We start from the raw sequence: 21,405 nt of genomic DNA, 5'->3' as shown, positions 1-21,405 counted from the left end.
CGAGGCATCCGTTCCAGAATTTCCCGATAATTGCATTATTTTCACAATTGACTTCAAACTATAAAATCTAATTTATTTGTAATATTTTGCACATATTTAATAAAGTAAGCATGAATTGATGTAAAATTCCTGCTATTTAAAACAAAATTATTAACAAATGTTCATGAAACTATGTTTCTGTCTATCAAGCATGTCTGAATTCGCAACCAGAGGAAACCTGTGCTGCAAAATAGGCCATAAGCGCATCAGGGATTGATAAAAGTATTTTCCATAAGTGGGGCCGAACCAAAAAATACATTATTCCATAAGCGTATAGTCTATAAAATATATATGTATTTTTTTATTTGAAAAACAAAAAATGTTTCGATTATGCTTTAATCATAAATAAGTTTTGGTGAAGATTTTTCCAAAAAGCCCCAGAAGAACGCTGCCTTTCTGAAAAAAGGCAGCGCCCGGAAGCTTGTGACTTTTATTCTCGCACGATTACTACGCCGGTGGCTGCCCGGCTTCGGGCGTCTCGTCCGCTTCGGTGGTGGGGGCCTCGTCACGGTCAACCACCTTGATGGAATCCCCCACCAGCCCCCTGGCAAAGGCCTCGGCGGAGAAGGGGCGCAAATCCTCGGCCTGCTCGCCCACGCCCACCAGATGCACCGGCAGGCCAAACGCATCGGCCAGCGCCACCACAATGCCGCCACGCGCCGAGCCATCGAGCTTGGTCACCACAAGCCCGGTCACGTTGACCAGTTCCTTGAACACCCGTACCTGCTCCATCGCGTTTTGCCCGGTGGTGGCATCGAGCACCAGCAGCACGGAATGCGGCGCGGTTTCATCAAACTTGCGCATGACGCGGATGATCTTGGCCAGTTCCTCCATCAGCGCGCTCTTGTTGTGCAGGCGGCCTGCGGTGTCGACCAGCAGCAGGTCGGCCTCTTCCGCCGTGGCCCGCTTGAGCGCCTCGAACGCAAGCCCCGCCGCATCGGCATTGGGCCTGCCCGCAATGACCGGCACGCCGGTGCGCTCTCCCCACACCTGAAGCTGCTCGACGGCGGCGGCGCGGAAGGTATCGCCCGCCACCATCATCACCTTCTTGCCCTGCTCGCCATAATAGCGGGCCATCTTGCCAATGGTGGTGGTCTTGCCGGTGCCGTTCACGCCCACAACCAGCACCACATGCGGCCTGTGCCTGGGGTCAGGCTCGAACGGAATGGCGACGGGCTGGAGGATGTTGGCAATTTCCTCCGCCAGGGCCTGACGCACTTCCTCGTCCGTCACCTCCTTGCCGAATTTGGAGCGGCGGAAGGATTCAATCACCTTGCCCGCAACACTGGGGCCAAGGTCGGCGGAGATCAGCAGGTCTTCCAGATCTTCCAGCGCCTGGTCATCAAGCTTGCGCCGGGTAAAGACGGCGGTCAGCCCGCCGCTGAGTTTCTGCGTGGAGCGCGACAGCCCCGCCTTGAGACGTGAGAAGAAGCCAAGAGCCATATCAGAGAATTTCCGCCACCAGTCCGTTATCGTCAACCGCCACCGGGCGCACCGTCTCGATCCGCCCCGCACCCGACACAGCACCTTCCGCCAGCCGCACCGGCGCGAATTCTTCCGAATGGCCCGCCGTGTCGGTTTCCATCAGTACGCGCAGGGTGCGCCCGCGCAGGCGTTCATGAAAGTCGCGTGCCGCCTGCGCCCCCGCTGCACGCAGCCGCGCCGCGCGCGCCTTGCGCTCGGGCACGGCAATGGCGGGCATGCGGGCCGCTGGCGTGCCGGGTCGCTCACTATAGGGAAAGACATGCAGGTAGGGCAGGGCATTATGCCGCACGAATTCGAGTGTCTGTTCAAACAGCGCGTCATCCTCGGTCGGGAAGCCTGCGATAATGTCCGCCCCGATGCCGATATCGGGCCGCAATGCGCGGGCACGCGCCACGACAGAAGCCGCGTCCGCCGTCAGGTGCCGGCGCTTCATGCGCTTGAGGATGATGTCGCTGCCCGCCTGCAAGGACAGGTGCAGGTAGGGCATGAAGCGCGGCTCGCCTTCGAGCAGCTTCCAGATATCCTCGTCAATCTCCACCGGATCAACCGAGGACAGGCGCAGCCGCTCAAGTTCGGGCACAAGGGCCAGCAGCCTGCGGCACAACTGCCCCAGCAATGGCTTGCCCGGCAGGTCGTGACCCCATGAGGTGATGTCCACTCCCGTCAGCACCACCTCGCGGTAGCCCGAGCGCACCAGGGCGCGCACCTGCTCCACCACGGCACCCACCGGCACCGAGCGCGAGGGGCCGCGGCCAAAGGGAATGATGCAGAAGGTGCAGCGATGGTCGCAGCCCTGCTGCACCTCAACAAACGCGCGGGTGCGGCCTGCAAATTCGGTCACCAGATGCGGCGCGGTCTCGCGTGCGGCCATGATGTCGGACACGGCATGGCCTTCGCCCAGCGCCATCTCGCTCCAGCTTGCGGCTTCCAGCTTCTCGCGGTTGCCCAGCACGCGGGTCACGCCGGGCAGGGCGGCCCAGCGTGCGGGGTCGATCTGGGCGGCGCAGCCGGTGACCACAATGCGGGCATCGGGCCGCTCGCGGTGGGCGCGGCGCACGGCCTGGCGCGCCTGGCGCTCGGCCTCGCCCGTAACCGCGCAGGTGTTCACGATCACCACATTGTCCAGGCCTGCTGCGTGGTTGCGCATCACCTCGCTCTCATAGGTGTTGAGGCGGCAGCCGAAGGTCAGGATTTCGGGCTTGGTCATCGGGGGTAGTCTTCAGGGTTGAAGTGGCCGGTAAAGCTGGTCACGGCGGGGCCGGTCATGAGCACGTGGCCGTCTGCTTCGCGCCACGTAATGTTCAGTTCGCCGCCATCCATCGCCACGGTGCAGGTGCGCGCGACCAGTCCGCGCCTTATGGCGTTGACCACGGCGGCACAGGCGCCCGAGCCACAGGCCCGCGTCAGCCCGCTGCCACGCTCCCACACGCGCAGGCGCATGGCGTCCGGTGCGGTGACATGGGCAAAGCCGATATTGGCGCGCTGGGGAAAGAGCGGATGATGCTCGAGTTCCGGCCCTGCCACGCACGGGTCCATCGCATCAGGCACGGGCAGGAAGAAGGTTGCGTGCGGGTTGCCCATCGACACGGCCGCAGGATTGCCCGCTATGGGCAGGTGCAGCGTGTCCATGGCTTCGGCCAGCGGTACATCTTCCCAGCCCTGCGCCGGCACGCCCATATCGACCGTGACCATGCCGGGGCGGATGATGGTTGCGGGCAGCACGCCCGCGCGGGTCTGCAGGCCGATGCTGGTGCGCCCGCTTTCACGCGCCACAAGGTCGGCAACGCAGCGCGAGGCATTGCCGCAGGCACCGGATTCCGAGCCATCGGCGTTGAAAAAACGCACGAACACATCAGCACCCTCGGCACAGGCCGGGCGCAGGATGACAAACTGGTCGCAGCCAATGCCGGTATGCCGGTCGGACAGGGCGGCAATACGGGCAGGCGTGAGGTCATGGCGCTGCGCGCGCTCATCGACCACCACAAAATCATTGCCCAGCCCGTGCATTTTCAAAAAACCGGTCATCACCCGTCCTGTATAGCGGTTCGCCACCCCTTTATGCGAGCGGGATGGCACCGCCCGCGCCCGCTTGCAAGCCCGATCAGATAAAACGCCCCGGCTTTCCGCGCTGCAGCACCTCGATCCTGTAGCCATCGGGGTCGGTGATGAAGAAGAACCTTCCCACGAACTGCTCGCCACACGACATGTCCTTTACCGCAAGCGGCGCAAGGCCCGCTTTGGTCAGCCGGGCATGCTCGGCATCCACATCAGCGACTGACACGGCAAGGTGCCCATAGCCATCGCCCAGGTCATAGGGTTTTGTGCGGCCGTGGTTTACGGTCAGTTCCAGTTCGAATGTCTGTTCATCATTCGACAGGTAGATAAGGCTGAAGGTATCAAAAACAAGCCGGTCGGCCACGGTTAGGCCGAAGGCGGTTTCATAGAAGGCAAGGCTCGCGGCTTCATCAAGCACGCGGATCATGGAATGGATCATACGGGCCATTCGGCTTTTCTCCTGTTCTCCACGGCACGGGGCATGATACGCCCACCCCGTATCGCATTGTTACACCTGCACTGTCTGGCACATTCATGAACGACCTGCACGGGTTCCACCCGCATTCCTTCACCGTCGCCTCTTCTGAGTCCGATACGCTGTTCTATTCGCGCAGGCCCACCGGCCCCCAGCTTGACCAGGGCGCGCAGACAGCCATCACAGCACTTTATCGCACGCTCCTGCCCGAGGGTGGCAACATCCTCGACCTGATGGCAGGCCCCGACAGCCACCTGCCGCCCGACATGGAATTCGACAGCGTGATCGGCATCGGCGTGAACGCGCAGGCGCTTGATGCCAATACCCGCCTGACCGACCGCGTGGTGGAGGACATGAACGAGACCCCCGACCTGCCGCTTGCTGATGAAAGCATGGATGCCGTCCTTTTGTGCGATGTCGCGCCCTATCTGCGCCAGCCGGTGCAGGTGCTGCGTGAAGTGGCCCGCGTGCTGCAACCCGGCGGCCTTATCATCATTACGTATGGTGCGCGCTTCATACCGCACAAGGCCACGGCGCTGTGGCAGGCGCTTGAGCCTGATGACCGCGGGCGCATGCTTGGCGTGCTGTTGCAGCGCGCGGGGTTTGGCCCGGTGGATACCGGCAGCGTGACCCCCGCGCCGGAGGACATGTTCTGGAAGGATGCGGTCATGGCGCTGACGGCCCGCCGACCTGACATTTTGTAACATTGGCTGCCCATATGGCCGTATTCCGCCATGAAGGGCGTGGCACAAACAGCACGGCGTAGCGGATCACGGCTTATTAAAACAAATTATCATTTACCCGGCCTGCCGGACATGTTTTGTCACATCCTGTCTTAAACCTGTTCTGGGGCCTCCTGGCGATACATGCAGATTCCGTTCCTTTCCGGCAAGCCCGCCGGCCGTCTGGCCAGCCTGCTCATGCTGTGTTCCGTTCTGGTGCCCATGGCTGCCGCGTGGGGCGATGAGGATCCCGAATCGCTGGATATCATGGAACGCCAGATGGCCCACCTGCAGCAGCAGCAGCAGGCCCTGCAGAACGAACTTGCCGCCATGCACCAGCAGATAGCCCAGCACCGCGCCCGCATCGGCGGCACGTCGGCCGCGGGCGGCAGCGCGGGCCACCCGCTTGAGGTCACGGGCTCGGGCGGGCATGTGCGCGGCGGCTGGGTGCCGGTGGAAGGCCATGCAACCCAGCAGGCGGCGGCTGGCGAGCCGGTGGGCCGCCCCCATATCGGCGGCTATTCCGACCCCACATCTGCCCTTGGTGACCAGCCCACGGTTGAATCCGTGGTGGCGCACCGCGAGGAAGACCTGATCTCGCACATGGCCAACAACAATGTCGGCCCCCACAACCGCGAGACGGTAGGCGCGCAGTCGGCCGGTGCGCTGGGCAGCAAGGTGTTCCACCTCGGCCCGGTGGCCATCATCCTTGGCGGGTTTTTTGATGCGGCGGCGCTGGTCGAGAACCGTCAGGTGTCATCGGGCATCTTCAATTACTGGAATGCCATCCCCTTCCGCGACAGTTCGAATTACCACACCACCAACTTCAATGGCGATGCGCGGTATTCGCGCTTCTCGCTCATGGCGCGCGGGCAACTCAACCCGCACCTGACCGTGGCGGGCTTTGTGGAAACCGATTTTGGCGCGAGTGCCGAGACCACCAACCCGTACGAGAGCAATTCCTACGTGCCCCGGCTGCGGCAGGCTTACCTGACGCTGGATGATTCGCGCGCGAACACGCATTTCCTCATCGGCCAGGCCTGGACCATGCTCACGCCAGACCGCGTGGGCATCGTGCCCCGCCAGGAAAGCCTGCCCGAAACGATCGAATCCTCCATCCTCGCGGGCCAGACCTGGTCGCGGCAGTGGCAGGTGCGCGTGGTCAAGGACTTCCTCAAGCATCGCCTGTGGACCGGCCTGTCGATTGAGAACCCGGCCACCATCTATGACACCACCGGCTTCTCCGCCGCGGGTGACAATGGCGAATACAGCCTGGCCAATGGCGGCTATGCCAAGCTCGGCTCGAACGGCGTGGGGCTGAGCAGCGCCACCACCAACTATTCCAACGAGATCGCGCCTGACATCATCGGCAAGCTGGCATGGGATCCCTCATGGGGCCATTACGAGGTCGAGGGCGTGGTCCACTTCCCGCATGACCGTTCGGTCATCAACGGCGTGGGCGAGAACCATACCGCCATTGCCTGGGGGGCGGGCGGCTCGATGATCCTGCCGGTCATTCCCCACCGGCTGGAAGTGCGGCTGGCAGGGCTGGCGGGCAAGGGCATTGGCCGCTACGGCTCGGTGCTGCTGCCTGACGCCACGCTGCGCGCCAACGGCGCGCCCGCCCTGCTGTCAAGCGCCCAGACCACGGCAGGCGTGATCGCGCACCCCAACAAGGTGATCGACGTGTATGGCTATTTTGGCATGCAGCGTTCGGGCCGCAGTTATTTTGATGAAGATGGCGGCGCCTATGGCTATGGCAACCCCAATGCCGACAATACGGGCTGCATGACCGAAGGCTCGGACCTCAACTCCGCCGCACTCGGCGGCTGCACGGCCAATATCCGCTCGGTGGAGGAGTTTACCATCGGGGCATGGTACCGCTTCATCCACGGCCAGTACGGCACGGTGCAGGCTGGCACGCAGCTTGCCTATTCGCGGGTGCATACATGGGGTGGCATGGGCGGCGCGCCCACGACCAGCCTGAGCGAGATCTTCTTTGATTTCCGCTACCTGCCTTTCCAGTAAGGCAGGCGTGTCATGGCGCATATTGCGTCAGGCCGGGAAAAGGGGGATGGTGGCCCCGCAATCGGGAAGAACGGAAAGGCCTGCGCTCATGTCCATCAGGTTACGGCATTTGGTCCTTGCTGCGTGGCTGGGCGCTGCTGTCGCGCCAGGCATGGCCATGGCGGAGGGCGGTCATGCCGATGCAGGCAATGAAGACCCCGGCGAGGCCTCGCAGCGCCATGCCACGATGCACCAGCTTTCCAAAAAGCCGCCGCTACCCACGCTGCATATGGATTACAGCCAGTACCGCTTCATCCCCAAGGGCGACAGGATCAAGGAACAGCCAGACGTGAACCGCCTGCTGTTCTGGACTCCCACCGGCGAGCCGGATGGCTATGCCGAAAAGCGCGGTACCGCCGTGCTGTATTACGACCGCACCGGCAAGGCCGTGCGCGTGGATACCAACCCCTACAACCGCTAGGGCAGATCCGGTTTGAATGGATACATTCGAACTGGTGAAGATGCTTGATAAACAATGAGTTGGAGCAGTTCCACTGAGCCAGGGTTCAGTGGAACTGCTCCACGGGCAAGAAAGACGTCTTTGGGTGTCGCCCTTTTTTGGAATGTACCGTCTTTCAAAGCTTTTTGGAAAAAGCTTCACCAAAAACTTCTGTTATTTCAAAGTATTGTTCATGAAAAAAGGGACCACCTGATGATGGTCCCTTCCTTCACGTAACGGCGTGGCCGGTCAGATGGGCATGGCCCGTTCAAACACGGCTTCAAGCGCCATGATGCCGGGCAGCGTCTTGCCTTCCAGCCATTCAAGGAAGGCGCCGCCCGCACTCGAGATGTAGGAGATATGCTTCTCCACCCCCGCATGGCGCAGGGCGGAGACCGTATCGCCACCGCCGGCAATGCTCTTGAGCGCGCCTGCATCGGTCAGGCGGGCCACCTCGCGCGCGACTTCATTGGTGGCTGCATCAAACGGCGTGATCTCGAACGCGCCAAGCGGGCCGTTCCACACCAGTGTTTTCAGCGTGGTGAGCTTCTCGTTGATCAGCCTGACCGTCTCCGGCCCCACGTCGAGCGCCATGGCATCAGCCGGAATGGCATTGACCGGCACCGTTCGCGTGGGCACGTCCGCCTTGAAGTCGGTCGCGGTCACGACATCAACCGGCAGGATGATGGCGCAGTTCTTTTCCTTCGCCTTGGCCATGATGGCACGCGCGGTGTCGTGCATCTCGGCCTCCTGCAGCGAGCGGCCCACATCCACGCCTTGCGCTGCAAGGAAGGTATTGGCCATCGCGCCACCAATGATCAGCATGTCCACTTTTTCAAGCAGGTTGCCGATCAGGTCGAGCTTGGTCGAGATCTTGGCGCCACCCACGATGGCGCCCACCGGGCGGGCGGGGTTTTCAAGGGCGATATTGAGCGCGTTGAGTTCCGTCTCCATCAGCCTGCCTGCAAAGGAAGGCAGCAGCCGGGCCACGCCCTCGGTCGAGGCATGGGCGCGGTGGGCGGCGGAGAACGCATCATTGACGTAATAGTCGGCCAGTGCTGCGAATTCCTTGGCCAGGGCCGGGTCGTTCTGCTCCTCGCCGGGGTAGAAACGGGTGTTTTCCAGCACCACCACGTCGCCATTCTGCATGGCGTCAACCGCCTGCTGCACCTTGGGGCCGGTGCAGTCATCGACAAAGGTGACCGGGCGGCCCAGCGCATCGCCAAGCGCGTTGGCAATCGGGCCGAGCGACATTTCAGGCACCGGCCTGCCCTTGGGGCGGTCGAAGTGACTGACCACAATCACTTTCGCGCCCTTCTGGGCCAGTTCCTGAATGGTGGGCAGCAGGCGCAGGATGCGCGTGGCGTCCGTGATCTGGGCGTTGCGCACCGGCACGTTCAGATCAGCGCGCAGGAGAACCTTCTTGCCCGTGGCATCAAGGTCATCGAGCGTCTTGAAGCTTGCCGCACCCATTACAGGGCACCGAATACGGCAGCCGTGTCGGCCATGCGGTTCGAGAAGCCCCACTCATTGTCGTACCAGCTACAGATGCGCACCAGCTTGCCGCCATCGATCACCGCCGTCTGGGTGGCGTCAAAGGTGGAGGAGGCGGGCGAGTGGTTGAAGTCGGTGCTGACCAGCGGCGCGGTGTTGTAGGCAAGGATGCCCTTGAGCGGACCCGACTCGGAGGCCTTGAGCAGGGCCGCATTCACTTCCTCGACGGAGGCCGGGGCCTTTTTCGGCACGAAGTCGAGCGAGACGAGCGACACGTTGGGGGTCGGCACGCGGATGGCGGTGCCATCGAGCCTGCCCTTGAGGTGCGGCAGTACCAGCCCCACGGCGCGCGCGGCCCCGGTCGAGGTCGGGATCATGTTCAGCGCGGCGCCACGGGCACGGCGCAGGTCCTTGTGCAGCGTGTCCACCGTGCGCTGGTCGCCGGTGTAGGAGTGGATGGTGACCATGTAGCCACATTCGATGCCGAACGTGTCATCAAGCACCTTGGCCACCGGGGCGAGGCAGTTGGTGGTGCATGAGGCGTTCGAGATCACGGTCATGTCTGGCGTCAGCACGTCCTGGTTCACGCCGTAAACGATGGTGGCGTCCACGCCCGATGCCGGGGCGGACACGATCACCTTGCGCGCACCTGCCGTAATGAGCTGGGCAGCCTTTTCCTTGTCGGTAAAGCGGCCGGTGCATTCGAGTGCCACGTCCACGCCCTGGAAGGGCACCTTGGTGGGGTCGGCCTCGGCCGAGACGGTGATGGGCGCGTAGGTGCGGCCATTGGTCGTGATGATGATCTGGTTGCCCTCGACCTTCACCTCGGCGGGGAAGCGTCCGTGCACGCTGTCATAGGACAGCAGGTGTGCGTTGTCGGCCACGCTGCCAAGGTCATTGATCGCGACCGGCACCACATCGGTGCGCCCGCTTTCAATGATGCCACGCAGCACGAGGCGACCGATGCGACCAAAACCGTTTATTGCGACTTTAACAGCCATGTTCTTATTATCTCCGTAAGGGTCAGACATGTTCACACACTGGCATCGAGCGATGCCGTCCCTGATGGTGGAGGCGCGCCGTTTCCTCCCACGGTTTCCATCGCGGTTCCGGCATGGGGGTGGAGCAGCCGCATGGCATCGCGGCAGATCCGCTCCGGCGTGATGTCGGCCAGGCTGTCGGGCGCATCAGGCGTTGGGGCGGCCCCGAACCCGTCAATGCCCACGAACAGCCCGCCCGTTCCAAGCCAGCGATCCCATCCAAAACCCGATGCGGCCTCGATTCCGATCCGGGGCGCTGTTCCCAGCACGGCAGTACGATACGTCATTTTTTGGGCGGCGAACAGTTCCCAGCACGGAAGTGATACAACAGCGGCCCCGATGCCCGCCGCGCGCAGCAGCGCGCGCGCGCCCAGCGCCACGATGGCCTCGTGCCCCGTGGCCACCAGCGTGACCTGGCGCGGGCCTTCGGCCTCGGCCAGCACGTAGCCGCCGCGCGCGCACAGGTTGGTCAGGCCATGCTGTTCGCGCTCGGGCGCGGCGGCGGCAATCGAGGGGGCGGATTCCAGCACCAGCAGGCTTGGCCCGGTCGTGCGCCGCAGGGCCAGTTCCATGCATTCCATGCTCTCGCGGTGGTCGGCGGGGCGGAACAGCGCCATGTTGGGCATGGCGCGCAGGCTGGCCAGTTGCTCGACGGGCTGCCAGCCGCCCGCATTCTCGCCGCGCGGCAGGTCGTCATCGCTGAGCAGGTAGATCACCTGCTGGCCGGTCATGGCGGCGTAGCGCAGGGCGGGGCGCATGCGGTCCACCGCGATGATGGTGGTGGCGCCAAAGGCCAGCAGCCCGCCATGCAGCGCAATGCCGTTGAGCAGGGCGGCCATGCCATGCACCTGCGTGCCACATGAAAGATCGGGCTCGCCGCTGCTGCGCCGCAGGGCGGAAAAATCCGGCATCATGCCCTGGCGCGAGCGCAGGCAGGTCAGTTCGGGCAGCAGTTCATGCAGGGTTTCGAGTCCGCGCCGGGCCGAGAAGGCGGGCGAGGCACGGGAGAGCAGCGCGCTGTGCTCGCGCCATGAACGCTGCCAGTCAGGCTGCCAGAAGGCGGGGCGCTGGTTGCGGGCCATGCGCTCGAACTCGGCTTTCTGCCGGTCCTTGAACAGGCGGCGCAGCCACGAGCGCCGCGCGCTGGCCCCCCGGCGCGCAGCCCCTGCCCACAGGCCCGGATCATCGACAAACGGTGGTGGCGGATCGGTTTCGGGCGGGGCGATGCAGGCGATCAGGCACGGCTTGTGCGTGCGCTGGGCGGAGGCGATGACGCTTGCGATCTGTTCGGTATTGCCCGCATCGACCTTGCGCACCGACCAGCCCGATGCGCTGTAGCGCGGCAGGATGGTATCCACCTCATCGCGCTCGGTGTTCCACAGGCCCACCACCAGGGTCACGCGGTCAAGGCCGAGCTGGCCTGCCAAGGCAGCGCTTTCCAGCGCGACACCGGTGGAAAGCTCGCTCCAGCACCCCAGCGCCCACACGCGGTGGTTGACCACCGAGCGGCCAAAGCGGGCGGCGAGCTTCTGCTCGGCCAGCGCCATGCCGATCGCGGCCCCCAGTCCCTGCCCGTTGGGGCCGCATGCCTGCCGGTCGCTCGCGGCAGGCGCGCCGGGGCGCGGCGCCTGGCCCGACAGCTCGGCCATGATGTGCGGCAGCACCCGGTAGCGCGGCGAGGAAATGACCAGGCGGTCACGGTCCGGCCAGTCGGGGCTGGCGGGGTCGAAGCGCAGGAAGCGACTCCACAGCACCGCGCACAGCCCGGCCATGACCCGGGCGTGCGGCGCATGCCGCCGGTCGGTTTCATGAACGCCGATGGCATGGCGGATCGCCGTTGCCAGCCGATCGGGCATGGAAGGGGCTTCTGGTTGCAGGGCAGGCGAAATCACGAGGGCTTCTTGATCTTCGGGCATGCGGCATCGTCCATGAAGCAGGGTATGATCGGTCGGAGCCGGTGGGTACTGTTACTGCGCCCGGTGCATTGCGGCAACATTGCTGCGCGCGCCCCTATGCCGGGCGGGGTGGATACTGTATCGGTAACGGGTCATGCCCCGTCCATCCTCCCGCTTTGTCCGCCGCGCCGTTCTGGCGGCCGTCCTGTGCCTGCCAGCCATGAGCGGATGCCGGCTGGTCGGCCAGAGAACCTTCAACCGCCATGCGGGCGACCCGCCCAAGCTGCCGAGCACGCCGGTTCCGCAGGTTGCAGGCATCGACAGGCCGCCGCTCGTCACCATCGTGGCGGGCACGCCGCCCGCGCAGTGGCAGCCCGCGGTCAGGGCCGCCGTGGCCGATGCGCTTGCGCGCAAGCCCAACGCGCTGTTCACCATCGTGGTCAATGTGCCGGTGGGGGCCGCAAGCGGCCTGCCGGACATGAAGGCGGCGGTGGATACGGACGGCCAGCCTGTGCTGCAGGCGGTCATGGATGCGGGCGCGGGCACCGCCCAGACCGAAATGGATGCCCGGGGCGTACCCGCCGACAGCGCAACGCAGGTCTGCATTTACGTCGAGTAGTTCAATGCGCTTTTGCACTTTCCGCCCCCATCATGCCATAAAGGCCCGGTTGCCGGTGGTTAACCGCCAGCTCTAGCGCCGATGAAGGGGCGTTCCATCCCCCGGCCTGAGCCACCCCGCACGGTGGGCGTAATGAATGAAGGCCCCGTAAACACGATCGGGGTATGGCATGGAGAAAACCAGCAGTGTCCAGTAATCATGTGGATGGGCATCCCTTTTTCCGGTTCTGCCAGACGGCGCTGGCCGATATCCGCGCCCAGGGGCGGTACCGGCAGTTTACGCCCCTGTCACGGCTGGCCGACCGCTACCCGCTATACGAGCAGCCCGAAACCGCGCCCACGCCATCCACGCCCGCCTGCCCCGAAGATAGGGAGGTGGTGGTCTGGTCGTCCAATGACTACCTTGGCATGGGGGTCGAGCCTGTTGTGGTCGAGGCGGCCATCCGCGCCATCCATGAGCATGGCGCGGGTGCTGGCGGCACGCGCAACATCGCGGGCACGAGCCCGGTGCACACCGCGCTGGAGGCGGAACTGGCCGACCTGCACGGCAAGGAAGCGGGGCTGCTGTTCGGCTCGGGCTACGTGTCGAACCAGGCATCGCTCCAGACCATCCTGACTAGCATGCCCGGCTGGATCTGTTTTTCCGACCGGTTGAACCATGCCTCCATGATTGCGGGCATCAAGGGCGCGCGCGGGTCGAGCACGGTCATTTTCGAGCATAACGACCTTGCCGACCTTGAAGCCAGGCTGGCCGCCGCCCCCAAGGACGCGCCCAAGCTGATTGCGTTCGAGAGCGTGTATTCGATGGATGGCGACATAGCCGACATCGCGGGCACCTGCGCGCTGGCCCGTAAATACGGCGCCATGACCTACCTTGATGAAGTGCATGCCGTGGGCCTGTATGGCGCGCAGGGCGGCGGCGTGTCGCAGCGCGATGGCGTGGCCGACCAGGTGGACATCATCGAGGGCACGCTGGCCAAGGGCTTTGGCGTGCATGGCGGCTACATCACCGCCACGAGCAATATCGTGGAATATCTGCGCCTGAGCGCCTCGGGCTTCATCTTCACCACCGCGCTGCCGCCTGCGGTGGTGGCGGCGGCGCTGGCGAGCGTGAAGCAGGTGCGCAAGGATAACTGGCGGCGCGAGCGTATTTTCGAGCGTGTCGATACCTTCCGCGCCAAGCTGCGGGCAGCGGGCATTCCGTTCAACATGACACCGAGCCATATCGTGCCCATCCCCGTGGGCGATGCCCGGCGCTGCCGCGAACTGAGCGACCGGCTGCTCAATGATTACGGCATGTACACCACCCCCATCAACTACCCCACCGTGCCCCGTGGCACCGAGCGCCTGCGCCTTACGCCGGGGCCGCGCCATACGGATGCGATGATGGACGAGATGGTGGCGGCCCTGGGCCACCTGCTGCGGGTCAATGACCTGGCCGATGCCTCTGCCGTGGCCATGGCCTGATGTCATGCCCTTTTCCGGTCGCCCGTCATCACGGGAGCCGGAAAAGGGGCCTGATCCAGTAGTAACCTGAAACAGAGGAAAGTTTTTGGTGAAGCTTTTTTCAAAAAGCTTCGGGGGAACGCCGCCTTTTTGAAAAAAGGCGGCGCCCGAAAACCTTTATTTCCTTAATGGTTCTGCGCGATGGCCTTCTTCAGGTCATCGTAGCTGACGGCGCCAGGAATGATCTGGCGGGCGTTGAACACGAAGGTGGGCGTGCCATCGAGCCCGATCGCGCGGGCGAGTTCCATGTTGGCCTGCAGGATGGACGTGACCTTCGCGCCATTCATGTCACTGACAAGCCGGGTGGCATTCAGCCCCGCCTGGGTGGCCAGCGTGCGCATGCGCTCGACCGTGGGCTGCACGGAATCGTTCATCACCACGCCCTGCATGCGGAAATAACCTTCCTGCCCGCCCTGCACGAAGGCCGCCACAAGCGCCTGCGATGCGATCAGGCTGGGCTGGCCGAGCACGGGAATGACCTTTTCAATAATGCGCAGGTCCCTGTTCTCGCGCGTCAGGCGGTCGAGGTCGGGCAGCACCTTGCGGCAGTAGGGGCAGCGGGGATCATAGAATTCGACAACGGTGGTCTGGCCGCTGGCATTGCCGAGCACGCCATCGCTTGCGGTGGGCGTGGTCAGGTCGCCGCGGTGGCTGTCCAGCGCGGAGCGGGCCGCGTTCTGCTGGGCGGCGTTGGCGTTGCTGCGCAGGGCGGCGATGGCGTCTGACAGGATGGTGGGGTCGGTTTTCAGCGCGTTGCGCATGATCTCGACAATTTCCTGCCGCTGGGCGGGGGTGAAACTGGCCTGTGCCTCCGCAGCCCGGCCCGCGCCCGCCGTGGCAGCCAGCATTGCCCCCGTGGCGAGCAGGGTGGGCAGCAGGCGTGGTCGGTTGTGGCGGGGCGAAAGAAAGGTCACGGGTTTGCTCCGTTGTCATGTCGCGATAGGGTGGTGTGTAAAGGATCGGGCAGCGGAAAGAAATGGGCCATGCCGCCGCGCGGGCGCCATGCCTGTTGCCGATGGCCCGGAACGCCGCTAAGTCGTGAAGGGTCTGCTACGATCGCGCGGTCGTTATGAGCCGTTCAACGGAATGAAGCCGACCTGCCCATTGGAGAAGCGTTGCGTGCCTGAGCATTCGTCGATCACCCCTGTCGCCCGTCGGTCCATGCGTACGGCGCTTTGTGCTGTTTTGGCCCTTTCGGTTACGGGTTGCGCCTTCAAGAACTACTCCCCCGTCAAAATCGTTTCGAGCATGTTCGGTCCCTCGCCGGGGCAACTGATCGGCACGGTCTCCTCCGATGAGCCGCAGGCCACACTGGTCGGGCGTGACATTCTCCAGCGCGGCGGCAATGCGGCGGATGCGGCCACGGCCATGGGGCTTGCCCTGGCCGTGACCCTGCCGTCACGGGCCTCGCTTGGCGCGGGCGGGGCGTGCCTTGCCTATCGTCCGGGTGACCAGAACGGGGGCCGCGCCTTCATGTTCCTGCCCGTGGCAGGGACAGCCGACGGGGTGGGCATGCCACATGCCGACCGCCCGGCGGCGGTGCCCATGCTGGCGCGCGGGCTTTACCTCATGCATCTGCAATATGGCTCGGCCGCGTTTTCCGAGATGGTGCCCGATGCGATCACGCTTGCAGCCAATGGCATCAATGTGAGCCGCCAGCTTGCCACCGATCTCGCCGCAGTCCAGGTGCCCCTGCTGGCGGATGCGGGCGTGCGCGCGGTATTCGCCCGCTCGGACGGCAAGGCGCTGGCCGAGGGCGATGCGCTGGTGCAGACCCATCTTTCGGGCGCGCTGGACCAGATCCGCAGCATGGGCGTGGGCGATCTTTATAACGGCGCGCTGGGCCAGTCCTTTGTGGCGGGCAGCCAGAAGGCTGGCGGTGGCCTGACCATGCCCGACATGCGCGCGGCCATTCCCTCCGAGCGCCTGCCGCTCTCGGTGAGCAGTGGCGAGACTCAGGTCAGCTTCCTGCCGCCGCCTGCCGATGGCGGGCTGGGTGCCGCGGTGGCATTCCGCACGGCTTCATCATCCGATGCGGCAACCCGCGCGCAGGCCAGTGTTGCGGGCTGGCGGGCACAGAATGGCAACCACGCCAGCGGCACGGGCGATGACCTGACCGCCCGCGCGCAGGCCTTTGTCAATGCAGGCGGGGCAGGCGGCGGCGGGCTGCCATCGCTGCCAGCTTCAACCTCGTTTACCGTGGTTGACCACGGTGGCATGGCGGTGGCGTGCAGCCTGAGCATGGACAACCTGTTTGGCACCGGGCGCATGGCGGGCAATACCGGCATCGTGCTTGGCGCCTCGCCCGCACGCCTGCCGCAGCCGCTTTATGCTGCGGCCATTGCCAGCCAGGGCCGCGCCTTCCGCGCGGTGGTGGCGGGGTCTGGGCAGAACGACGCGGCGGCGGTAACCGGCATCGCCATGCGCCAGCTCCTTGCGGGGCAGACGCCCGATGCCCATCCTGTAACCGCGCAGGGCCGCGTCAACGCCATATCCTGCCCGCACGGGCTGCCGGGTGATGGCGCGACCTGCGCCGCCGTAACCGACCCGCGTGGCGCGGGGCTGGCCATGGGGCCGCGCTAAACGGCGGTTATTGCCCGGCGGGTCATCATTATCGGGACAGGAAAGGAACAGGGCCATTGTAAATGATCCTGTTTTGTTCCATATTGCAGGACATGACCCGCCCCTGTTCCGGGCTGGCGTGGCAGGGCAGGGTGCCCGTTATAAGGTTTCGTTCCACCACAAGAAGCAGGTAGGCAGGCAATGGCACAGGCTCCGGGTATAGATAAAAGCAAGGCCCTGGAAGGGGCATTGAGCCAGATCGAGCGTGCGTTCGGCAAGGGTTCGATCATGCGCATGGGCGAGCGCCCGTCCGAGCAGGTGGACGTGATTTCCACCGGCTCGCTCGGCCTCGACATAGCACTGGGCATTGGCGGCCTGCCGCGTGGCCGTATTGTCGAGATTTATGGCCCCGAAAGCTCGGGCAAGACCACCATGGCGCTGCACGCCATTGCCGAGGCGCAGCGCAAGGGGGGCACCTGCGCCTTCATTGATGCCGAGCACGCGCTTGACCCCGGCTATGCCCGCAAGCTGGGCGTGGATGTTGACAACCTGCTCATCAGCCAGCCCGATGCAGGCGAACAGGGGCTGGAGATTGCCGACACCCTGGTGCGCTCGGGCGCGATTGACGTGCTGGTGGTCGATAGCGTGGCGGCCCTTGTGCCGCGCGCCGAGCTTGAGGGCGACATGGGCGACAGCCATGTCGGCCTGCATGCCCGCCTCATGAGCCAGGCCCTGCGCAAGCTGACCGGCTCGGTCTCGCGCTCCAACACCATGCTGATCTTCCTCAACCAGATCCGCCTCAAGATTGGCGTGATGTTCGGCAGCCCCGAGACGACGACGGGCGGCAACGCGCTGAAGTTCTATGCTTCCGTGCGCATGGACATCCGCCGCATCGGCTCGATCAAGGACAAGGACGAGGTGACCGGCAACCAGACCCGCGTCAAGGTGGTCAAGAACAAGATGGCGCCGCCCTTCCGCCAGGTCGAGTTCGACATCATGTATGGCGAGGGCATCAGCAAGGTTGGTGAACTGATCGATCTTGGCGTCAAGGCAGGCATTGTTGAAAAGTCCGGCGCCTGGTTCTCATGCGACAGCCAGCGCATCGGTCAGGGGCGTGAAAACGCCAAGCAGTTCCTGCGCGACCACCCGGAAATGGCCGCCGATATCGAGCGCCGCGTGCGCGAGCAGGCCGGTGTGGTGGCTGAAGCCATGCTCGTCGGCCCTGATGAGGAGGCGGCTGACTGATTGCCCTTGGCCTGTTCCATTGTAACAGGCTATCGTCCCTGCGCTCTGGCGTGGCCTGTGCCACGGGAGGGAGCAGGGCCTGAAAAGCGGGGGTAAGGGCAGCCGGAATGAGACCACGTCTTGCAATGATCGGCTTGTTGGCCTGCCTTGCCGCCTGTAGCGGCGGGCATGACGACAATAATGATCCGGCCGATGTGGATGAAACTCCCCGCCCGCTTGGGCGCAGCGCGTGGGAGGGGCACCATGCCACCCACGCGGACAATGCCCTGCGCCCGCTCTCGCGCCACCTGCCCAGGCCGCCCGGTCCCAACGAGGATGGCGCCACCGAGGATTATCATCCACCCCCTGATGCAGAGGCGATGCGGATGATCTCATCGGGCTATGATGCCAATCAGGCGGGCGATGATGATCAGTCCGGCAGTGATGATGACAAGCATTTTGTCGTGCCGGACACGCAGCTCAGCTTCGGTAAACCGGGCAGCAAATAGCTGCGTGTAAAGACGTTTTTGGCGAAGCTGTTTTCAAGAGACTGTTTGAAAACAACCCATTGATAAAAAATATAAAAGTTTTTGGGTGCCGCCTTTTTTCAAAAAGGCGGCGTTCTTCGAAGTTTTTTGAAAAAAGCTTCACCAGAAATTTCCTTATGATTTCGGGATGTCTTCGGGCTGGCTTTTCAAACGGTCCCTTGATTTGTTTGCAGACCCGCTCTTACAGCACCAGCACGGCTCGGATGTCGTTCACATTGGTCAGCGTGGGGCCGGTCATGACCAGGTCGCCCGTCTGCTGGAACACCGTGTAACTGTCATGCGCGCGCAGGGCGGCACGCGGTTTGCAGCCTGCGGCTTCGGCGCGGGCCAGCGTATCGGGGGTGATGATGGCTCCTGCCGCGTCCTCGGTGCCGTCAATGCCATCGCTATCCGCCGCAATGGCCCAGATGCCCTGCTGCCCCTGCAGGGCGCAGGCCATGGAGAGCAGGAACTCCGTATTGCGCCCGCCCCGGCCCGGCGCGGGACCGGCGGGGTTGATGCTCACCGTCGTCTCGCCGCCTGAAAGCAGCACGGCAGGCCCCGCCACGGGCAGGCCGTGCAGGCGGGCCGACAGGGCTATTCCGGCCATGATTGTGCCTGCGTCGCGGCTTTCGCCCTCCAGCGCGTCGCCCAGAACAAGGGGCGTCAGTCCGCATGCGCGTGCCGTGCGGCTCGCGGCCTGCAACGCCATCAGTGGCGTTGCGATCAACGTGACCTGATTGGCGGGCGAAAGCGCCATCGGCCCGGCATCCTGTGCCAGCACCTTTTGCGCCGCCTCGGGCAGGGCAATGCCGTAATGGGCAATGATGGCGCGGGCATCGGCAGGCGTGGTGGGGTCCGCCACCGTGGGGCCGCTGGCGATGGTCAGCGCGTCATCGCCCGGCACGTCGCTTATGGCCAGCGTCACGACCCGCGCGGGACTGGCGGCTTGTGCCAGGCCGCCGCCCTTGATGGCCGAGAGGTGGCGGCGCACCACGTTCATGTCGCGTATGCTGGCCCCGCTATGAAGCAGGGCGCGGTTGATGGTGCGCAGGTCATCGAGTGTCACGCCCGCCTTGGGCTGTTCCAGCAGCGCCGAACCGCCGCCGGAAATCAGGGCGATGACCAGGTCATCAGGCCCCAGCCCCGCTACTTCCGCCATCATGGCGTGGCCTGCGGCCATGCTGCGGTTGTCGGGCACGGGGTGGGCGGCCTCCAGCACGCGAATGCGCTGCGTCGGGGCGGCATGCCCGTCGCGCGTGACCACGCAGCCGCTCATTTCCACATCCGGCCAGGCGCGTTCAAGGGCGGCTGCCATGGTTGCGGCAGCCTTGCCCGCGCCCACCACCACGCACCGGCCCTTTGGCCTTGGGGGCAGGTAGCGTGCAAGTACCTGGGCGGGCAGGGCGCTGTGAATGGCGGCATCAAGAATGCGGCGCAGGGTGGCGCGGGCATGTCCGTCCGTCCAGTCCGCAGGCGTGCCCTGCCGGGGGGTAGCGGAAAACGGATGGATGGTCGGATCGTTCATGACGCTATCCTGTCATTGGCGTGGCGTGCTGTGGGGGGCGCATGGGGGCTCAACGGCCTGCCTGCGGGCGGGATGCCTGCCAAAGGCACCGTGGGGTCCATACCATCGGGGCAACATGGCGCGGTGTGTCACAATTGTCACGTCTGTGTCAGGATGGGCGGAATGGGGCGGGTTGTGGCGGGCGTACACGCTAAATTGGGCGGCCCATATCTGGATTGGCGCAGGCGATGGTGATACGCGGCAGATGGCCTGCCCCGCCTTGGGTGGACCGCCACAGCAGAAAGGACAAGGGCATGGAGGACTGCATGCTGGACGCGCGTCCCGTCATCTCCAGGCATCCGGCTCCCGAACCGGTGCAGCCTTACCTGATCTTTCCCCGCCCCGAATGGGCGGCCCTTCGCGCCAATGTGCCGCAATCGCTGGGCGAGGCCGATATCGCGACCCTGCGCGGGCATAACGAACCGGTCTCGCTTGAGGACATAACCGAGATCTACCTGCCGCTGTCGCGCCTGCTCAACCTGCATGTCATGGCCACCCGCAGCCTCAACAGCATGGTCAAGAGCGCGTTCATGGGCAGGCCGGGCGTGACCATGCCGTTCGTGATCGGCATCGCGGGTAGCGTGGGGGTGGGCAAGAGCACGTTTGCGCGCCTGCTGCAGGCCGTGCTGTCGCGCTGGCCCGACCACCCGAACGTGGCGCTGGTCACGACCGATGGCTTTTTGCTGCCTACGCGCGCGTTGGAAAAGCGTAACCTCATGCACCGCAAGGGCTTCCCCGAAAGTTATGACCTGCGGCAGATGATCGGTTTCCTTTCGGCGCTGAAGGCAGGCGGGCGCAACCTCAAGGTGCCGGTCTACTCACATGAAGCCTATGACATCGTGCCCGACCGCTATCAGGTCATCGACCAGCCCGATATCCTGATCTTCGAGGGGCTGAACGTGCTCCAGACCGTGTCCGAGCAGCCGTTCATGGCATCCGATTTCTTTGATTTCTCGATCTATCTCGATGCCGACACAAAGGTGATCGAGGACTGGTACGTCAGGCGCTTCCTGCTGTTGCAGAAAACTGCCTTCCGCAAGCCCGGCTCCTATTTCCACCATTATGCCGACCTGCCCGAAGGTGAGGCCGAACTGCTGGCGCGCGACATCTGGCGGCGCATCAACCTGCCCAACCTGCAGCAGAACATCCTGCCCACGCGCGAGCGCGCCCGGGTGGTCATGCACAAAAGCCCCAGCCATGCGATCGATACGGTGTGGATGCGCCAGATTTAAGGATCGGCTGTTAAAAGAGGAAAAGCTTTCGGGTGCAGCCTTTTTTCAAAAAGGCGGTGATCTTGCAAAGCTTTTTGCAAAACCTTTCACCAGAAACCTTTGCCGGTTGTGCGTCTGAACTCCCCTTTGGCATAAAAACGGCCCGGATTGCCCCGGGCCGCTCTGACTGCGCGAAGATGTGCGAGCTGCTTATGCGTTGAGATAGACGGTCTTGGTATCGACATAGGCTTCAAGCCCGTACTGGCCATCCTCGCCGCCAATGCCACTATCGCCATAACCGTGGTGGAAGCCCTGTGCGGCTTCCCCGCCTTCGCGGTTGACGTAGATCTCGCCAAAGTTCAGTTCGTTGGTCATGCGCATGATGTTCCTGAGGTTCTGCGTGAACATGTAGGCGGACAGGCCATAGCGCGAGTTGTTGGCCTGGGCGATGGCATCATCGAAGTCTTTCACGCGGATCA

The 21,405-nt window shown here is 64.1% G+C and carries 19 protein-coding genes; 9 read left to right on the top strand and 10 right to left on the bottom strand.

The window, feature by feature from the left end; translation table 11 throughout:
• Positions 1 to 486 precede the first annotated feature (486 nt).
• The 4 genes from ftsY to GXY01S_RS13995 all read right to left on the bottom strand — a co-directional run bounded on the left by ftsY (position 487) and on the right by GXY01S_RS13995 (position 4,027).
• The gene (ftsY, locus tag GXY01S_RS14010) at positions 487 to 1,482 is read right to left on the bottom strand and encodes a signal recognition particle-docking protein FtsY (RefSeq protein WP_061276042.1); all 996 of its coding nucleotides are present in this window, start codon (positions 1,480 to 1,482) and stop codon (positions 487 to 489) included.
• A 1-nt stretch (position 1,483) separates the two neighbouring features.
• On the bottom strand, positions 1,484 to 2,731 hold the full coding sequence (gene mtaB / locus GXY01S_RS14005; protein ID WP_061276040.1) for a tRNA (N(6)-L-threonylcarbamoyladenosine(37)-C(2))-methylthiotransferase MtaB: 1,248 nt from the start codon (positions 2,729 to 2,731) through the stop codon (positions 1,484 to 1,486).
• The gene (dapF, locus tag GXY01S_RS14000) at positions 2,728 to 3,552 is read right to left on the bottom strand and encodes a diaminopimelate epimerase (RefSeq protein WP_061276038.1); all 825 of its coding nucleotides are present in this window, start codon (positions 3,550 to 3,552) and stop codon (positions 2,728 to 2,730) included. Before dapF ends, mtaB begins: the two co-directional genes overlap by 4 nt.
• A 73-nt stretch (positions 3,553 to 3,625) precedes the next feature.
• Positions 3,626 to 4,027, bottom strand: coding sequence for a VOC family protein (locus tag GXY01S_RS13995; RefSeq protein ID WP_061276036.1), 402 nt, complete (start codon positions 4,025 to 4,027; stop codon positions 3,626 to 3,628).
• An 86-nt stretch (positions 4,028 to 4,113) separates the two neighbouring features.
• Between GXY01S_RS13995 and GXY01S_RS13990 the strand changes: the two genes are divergently transcribed.
• The 3 genes from GXY01S_RS13990 to GXY01S_RS13980 all read left to right on the top strand — a co-directional run bounded on the left by GXY01S_RS13990 (position 4,114) and on the right by GXY01S_RS13980 (position 7,264).
• Positions 4,114 to 4,758 (top strand): class I SAM-dependent methyltransferase, encoded by a 645-nt coding sequence (locus GXY01S_RS13990; protein WP_061276033.1) that lies wholly within the window; start codon positions 4,114 to 4,116, stop codon positions 4,756 to 4,758.
• A gap of 162 nt (positions 4,759 to 4,920) precedes the next feature.
• On the top strand, positions 4,921 to 6,804 hold the full coding sequence (locus GXY01S_RS13985; protein ID WP_061276031.1) for a hypothetical protein: 1,884 nt from the start codon (positions 4,921 to 4,923) through the stop codon (positions 6,802 to 6,804).
• Between the two features lie 157 nt (positions 6,805 to 6,961).
• Positions 6,962 to 7,264 carry a hypothetical protein gene (locus GXY01S_RS13980; protein WP_061276046.1) on the top strand — a complete coding sequence of 101 codons (303 nt, stop codon included), beginning with the start codon at positions 6,962 to 6,964 and terminating at the stop codon, positions 7,262 to 7,264.
• Positions 7,265 to 7,531: 267 nt separating this feature from the next.
• Here GXY01S_RS13980 and GXY01S_RS13975 read toward each other — a convergent pair whose 3' ends face one another.
• From GXY01S_RS13975 to GXY01S_RS13965, 3 genes are read right to left on the bottom strand one after another with little or no spacing between them, the layout of a single operon-like run.
• The gene (locus tag GXY01S_RS13975) at positions 7,532 to 8,755 is read right to left on the bottom strand and encodes a phosphoglycerate kinase (protein WP_061276029.1); all 1,224 of its coding nucleotides are present in this window, start codon (positions 8,753 to 8,755) and stop codon (positions 7,532 to 7,534) included.
• The gene (gene gap, locus GXY01S_RS13970) at positions 8,755 to 9,777 is read right to left on the bottom strand and encodes a type I glyceraldehyde-3-phosphate dehydrogenase (protein WP_061276027.1); all 1,023 of its coding nucleotides are present in this window, start codon (positions 9,775 to 9,777) and stop codon (positions 8,755 to 8,757) included. The genes GXY01S_RS13975 and gap overlap by 1 nt, the downstream gene beginning before the upstream one ends.
• 32 nt (positions 9,778 to 9,809) lie before the next feature.
• Positions 9,810 to 11,732 (bottom strand): transketolase-like TK C-terminal-containing protein, encoded by a 1,923-nt coding sequence (locus tag GXY01S_RS13965; RefSeq protein ID WP_061276023.1) that lies wholly within the window; start codon positions 11,730 to 11,732, stop codon positions 9,810 to 9,812.
• Positions 11,733 to 11,865: 133 nt separating this feature from the next.
• Here GXY01S_RS13965 and GXY01S_RS13960 point away from each other — a divergent pair, with 133 nt between their 5' ends.
• Together GXY01S_RS13960 and hemA are read left to right on the top strand one after the other, a co-directional pair.
• Positions 11,866 to 12,330, top strand: coding sequence for a hypothetical protein (locus GXY01S_RS13960; protein ID WP_061276019.1), 465 nt, complete (start codon positions 11,866 to 11,868; stop codon positions 12,328 to 12,330).
• Positions 12,331 to 12,494: 164 nt separating this feature from the next.
• Positions 12,495 to 13,796, top strand: a complete 1,302-nt coding sequence (gene hemA / locus GXY01S_RS13955) for a 5-aminolevulinate synthase (RefSeq protein ID WP_061276017.1) — start codon at positions 12,495 to 12,497, stop codon at positions 13,794 to 13,796.
• Positions 13,797 to 13,960: 164 nt separating this feature from the next.
• On the opposite strand, the gene GXY01S_RS13950 is transcribed toward hemA, so the two are convergent.
• Entirely contained in the window at positions 13,961 to 14,749 is a 789-nt protein-coding gene (locus tag GXY01S_RS13950; protein ID WP_061276016.1) for a DsbA family protein, read from the bottom strand.
• 247 nt (positions 14,750 to 14,996) lie between these two features.
• Here GXY01S_RS13950 and GXY01S_RS13945 point away from each other — a divergent pair, with 247 nt between their 5' ends.
• The 3 genes from GXY01S_RS13945 (at position 14,997) to GXY01S_RS13935 (ending at position 18,130) form a co-directional block, all read left to right on the top strand.
• Positions 14,997 to 16,418 (top strand): gamma-glutamyltransferase, encoded by a 1,422-nt coding sequence (locus GXY01S_RS13945; protein WP_061276015.1) that lies wholly within the window; start codon positions 14,997 to 14,999, stop codon positions 16,416 to 16,418.
• 180 nt (positions 16,419 to 16,598) lie between these two features.
• Positions 16,599 to 17,642 (top strand): recombinase RecA, encoded by a 1,044-nt coding sequence (gene recA / locus GXY01S_RS13940; RefSeq protein WP_061276014.1) that lies wholly within the window; start codon positions 16,599 to 16,601, stop codon positions 17,640 to 17,642.
• A gap of 125 nt (positions 17,643 to 17,767) precedes the next feature.
• On the top strand, positions 17,768 to 18,130 hold the full coding sequence (locus GXY01S_RS13935; RefSeq protein ID WP_061276013.1) for a hypothetical protein: 363 nt from the start codon (positions 17,768 to 17,770) through the stop codon (positions 18,128 to 18,130).
• Between the two features lie 220 nt (positions 18,131 to 18,350).
• Here the strand turns inward: GXY01S_RS13935 and GXY01S_RS13930 are convergent, their stop codons facing one another.
• Positions 18,351 to 19,676 carry a glycerate kinase type-2 family protein gene (locus GXY01S_RS13930; protein ID WP_061276012.1) on the bottom strand — a complete coding sequence of 442 codons (1,326 nt, stop codon included), beginning with the start codon at positions 19,674 to 19,676 and terminating at the stop codon, positions 18,351 to 18,353.
• Between the two features lie 305 nt (positions 19,677 to 19,981).
• On the opposite strand from GXY01S_RS13930, the gene coaA reads away from it, so the two are divergent.
• Complete coding sequence (gene coaA, locus GXY01S_RS13925) at positions 19,982 to 20,947, top strand: type I pantothenate kinase (RefSeq protein WP_061276044.1); 966 nt, start codon at positions 19,982 to 19,984, stop codon at positions 20,945 to 20,947.
• 189 nt (positions 20,948 to 21,136) lie between these two features.
• Here coaA and GXY01S_RS13920 read toward each other — a convergent pair.
• Positions 21,137 to 21,405 (bottom strand): aldehyde dehydrogenase family protein (locus GXY01S_RS13920; protein WP_156470320.1); only part of this gene is annotated, 269 nt, incomplete at its 5' end.

The sequence above is a fragment of the Komagataeibacter xylinus NBRC 15237 genome, assembly GCF_001571345.1.
In the GTDB taxonomy this organism is placed as follows: domain Bacteria; phylum Pseudomonadota; class Alphaproteobacteria; order Acetobacterales; family Acetobacteraceae; genus Komagataeibacter; species Komagataeibacter xylinus.
Note: the sequence above shows the minus strand (reverse complement) of the source record. Positions and strands in the feature narration are given on the sequence as shown.

Excerpts from the sequence above, each read along its gene's own strand:
- ftsY (WP_061276042.1), bottom strand. The coding sequence starts at position 1,482 with ATGGCTCTTGGCTTCTTCTCACGTCTCAAGGCGGGGCTGTCGCGCTCC.
- mtaB (WP_061276040.1), bottom strand. The coding sequence starts at position 2,731 with ATGACCAAGCCCGAAATCCTGACCTTCGGCTGCCGCCTCAACACCTAT.
- GXY01S_RS13995 (WP_061276036.1), bottom strand. The coding sequence starts at position 4,027 with ATGGCCCGTATGATCCATTCCATGATCCGCGTGCTTGATGAAGCCGCG.
- GXY01S_RS13990 (WP_061276033.1), top strand. The coding sequence starts at position 4,114 with ATGAACGACCTGCACGGGTTCCACCCGCATTCCTTCACCGTCGCCTCT.
- GXY01S_RS13985 (WP_061276031.1), top strand. The coding sequence starts at position 4,921 with ATGCAGATTCCGTTCCTTTCCGGCAAGCCCGCCGGCCGTCTGGCCAGC.
- GXY01S_RS13980 (WP_061276046.1), top strand. The coding sequence starts at position 6,962 with ATGGCGGAGGGCGGTCATGCCGATGCAGGCAATGAAGACCCCGGCGAG.
- GXY01S_RS13975 (WP_061276029.1), bottom strand. The coding sequence starts at position 8,755 with ATGGGTGCGGCAAGCTTCAAGACGCTCGATGACCTTGATGCCACGGGC.
- gap (WP_061276027.1), bottom strand. The coding sequence starts at position 9,777 with ATGGCTGTTAAAGTCGCAATAAACGGTTTTGGTCGCATCGGTCGCCTC.
- GXY01S_RS13965 (WP_061276023.1), bottom strand. The coding sequence starts at position 11,732 with ATGCCCGAAGATCAAGAAGCCCTCGTGATTTCGCCTGCCCTGCAACCA.
- GXY01S_RS13960 (WP_061276019.1), top strand. The coding sequence starts at position 11,866 with ATGCCCCGTCCATCCTCCCGCTTTGTCCGCCGCGCCGTTCTGGCGGCC.
- hemA (WP_061276017.1), top strand. The coding sequence starts at position 12,495 with ATGGCATGGAGAAAACCAGCAGTGTCCAGTAATCATGTGGATGGGCAT.
- GXY01S_RS13945 (WP_061276015.1), top strand. The coding sequence starts at position 14,997 with ATGCGTACGGCGCTTTGTGCTGTTTTGGCCCTTTCGGTTACGGGTTGC.
- recA (WP_061276014.1), top strand. The coding sequence starts at position 16,599 with ATGGCACAGGCTCCGGGTATAGATAAAAGCAAGGCCCTGGAAGGGGCA.
- GXY01S_RS13935 (WP_061276013.1), top strand. The coding sequence starts at position 17,768 with ATGATCGGCTTGTTGGCCTGCCTTGCCGCCTGTAGCGGCGGGCATGAC.
- GXY01S_RS13930 (WP_061276012.1), bottom strand. The coding sequence starts at position 19,676 with ATGAACGATCCGACCATCCATCCGTTTTCCGCTACCCCCCGGCAGGGC.
- coaA (WP_061276044.1), top strand. The coding sequence starts at position 19,982 with ATGCTGGACGCGCGTCCCGTCATCTCCAGGCATCCGGCTCCCGAACCG.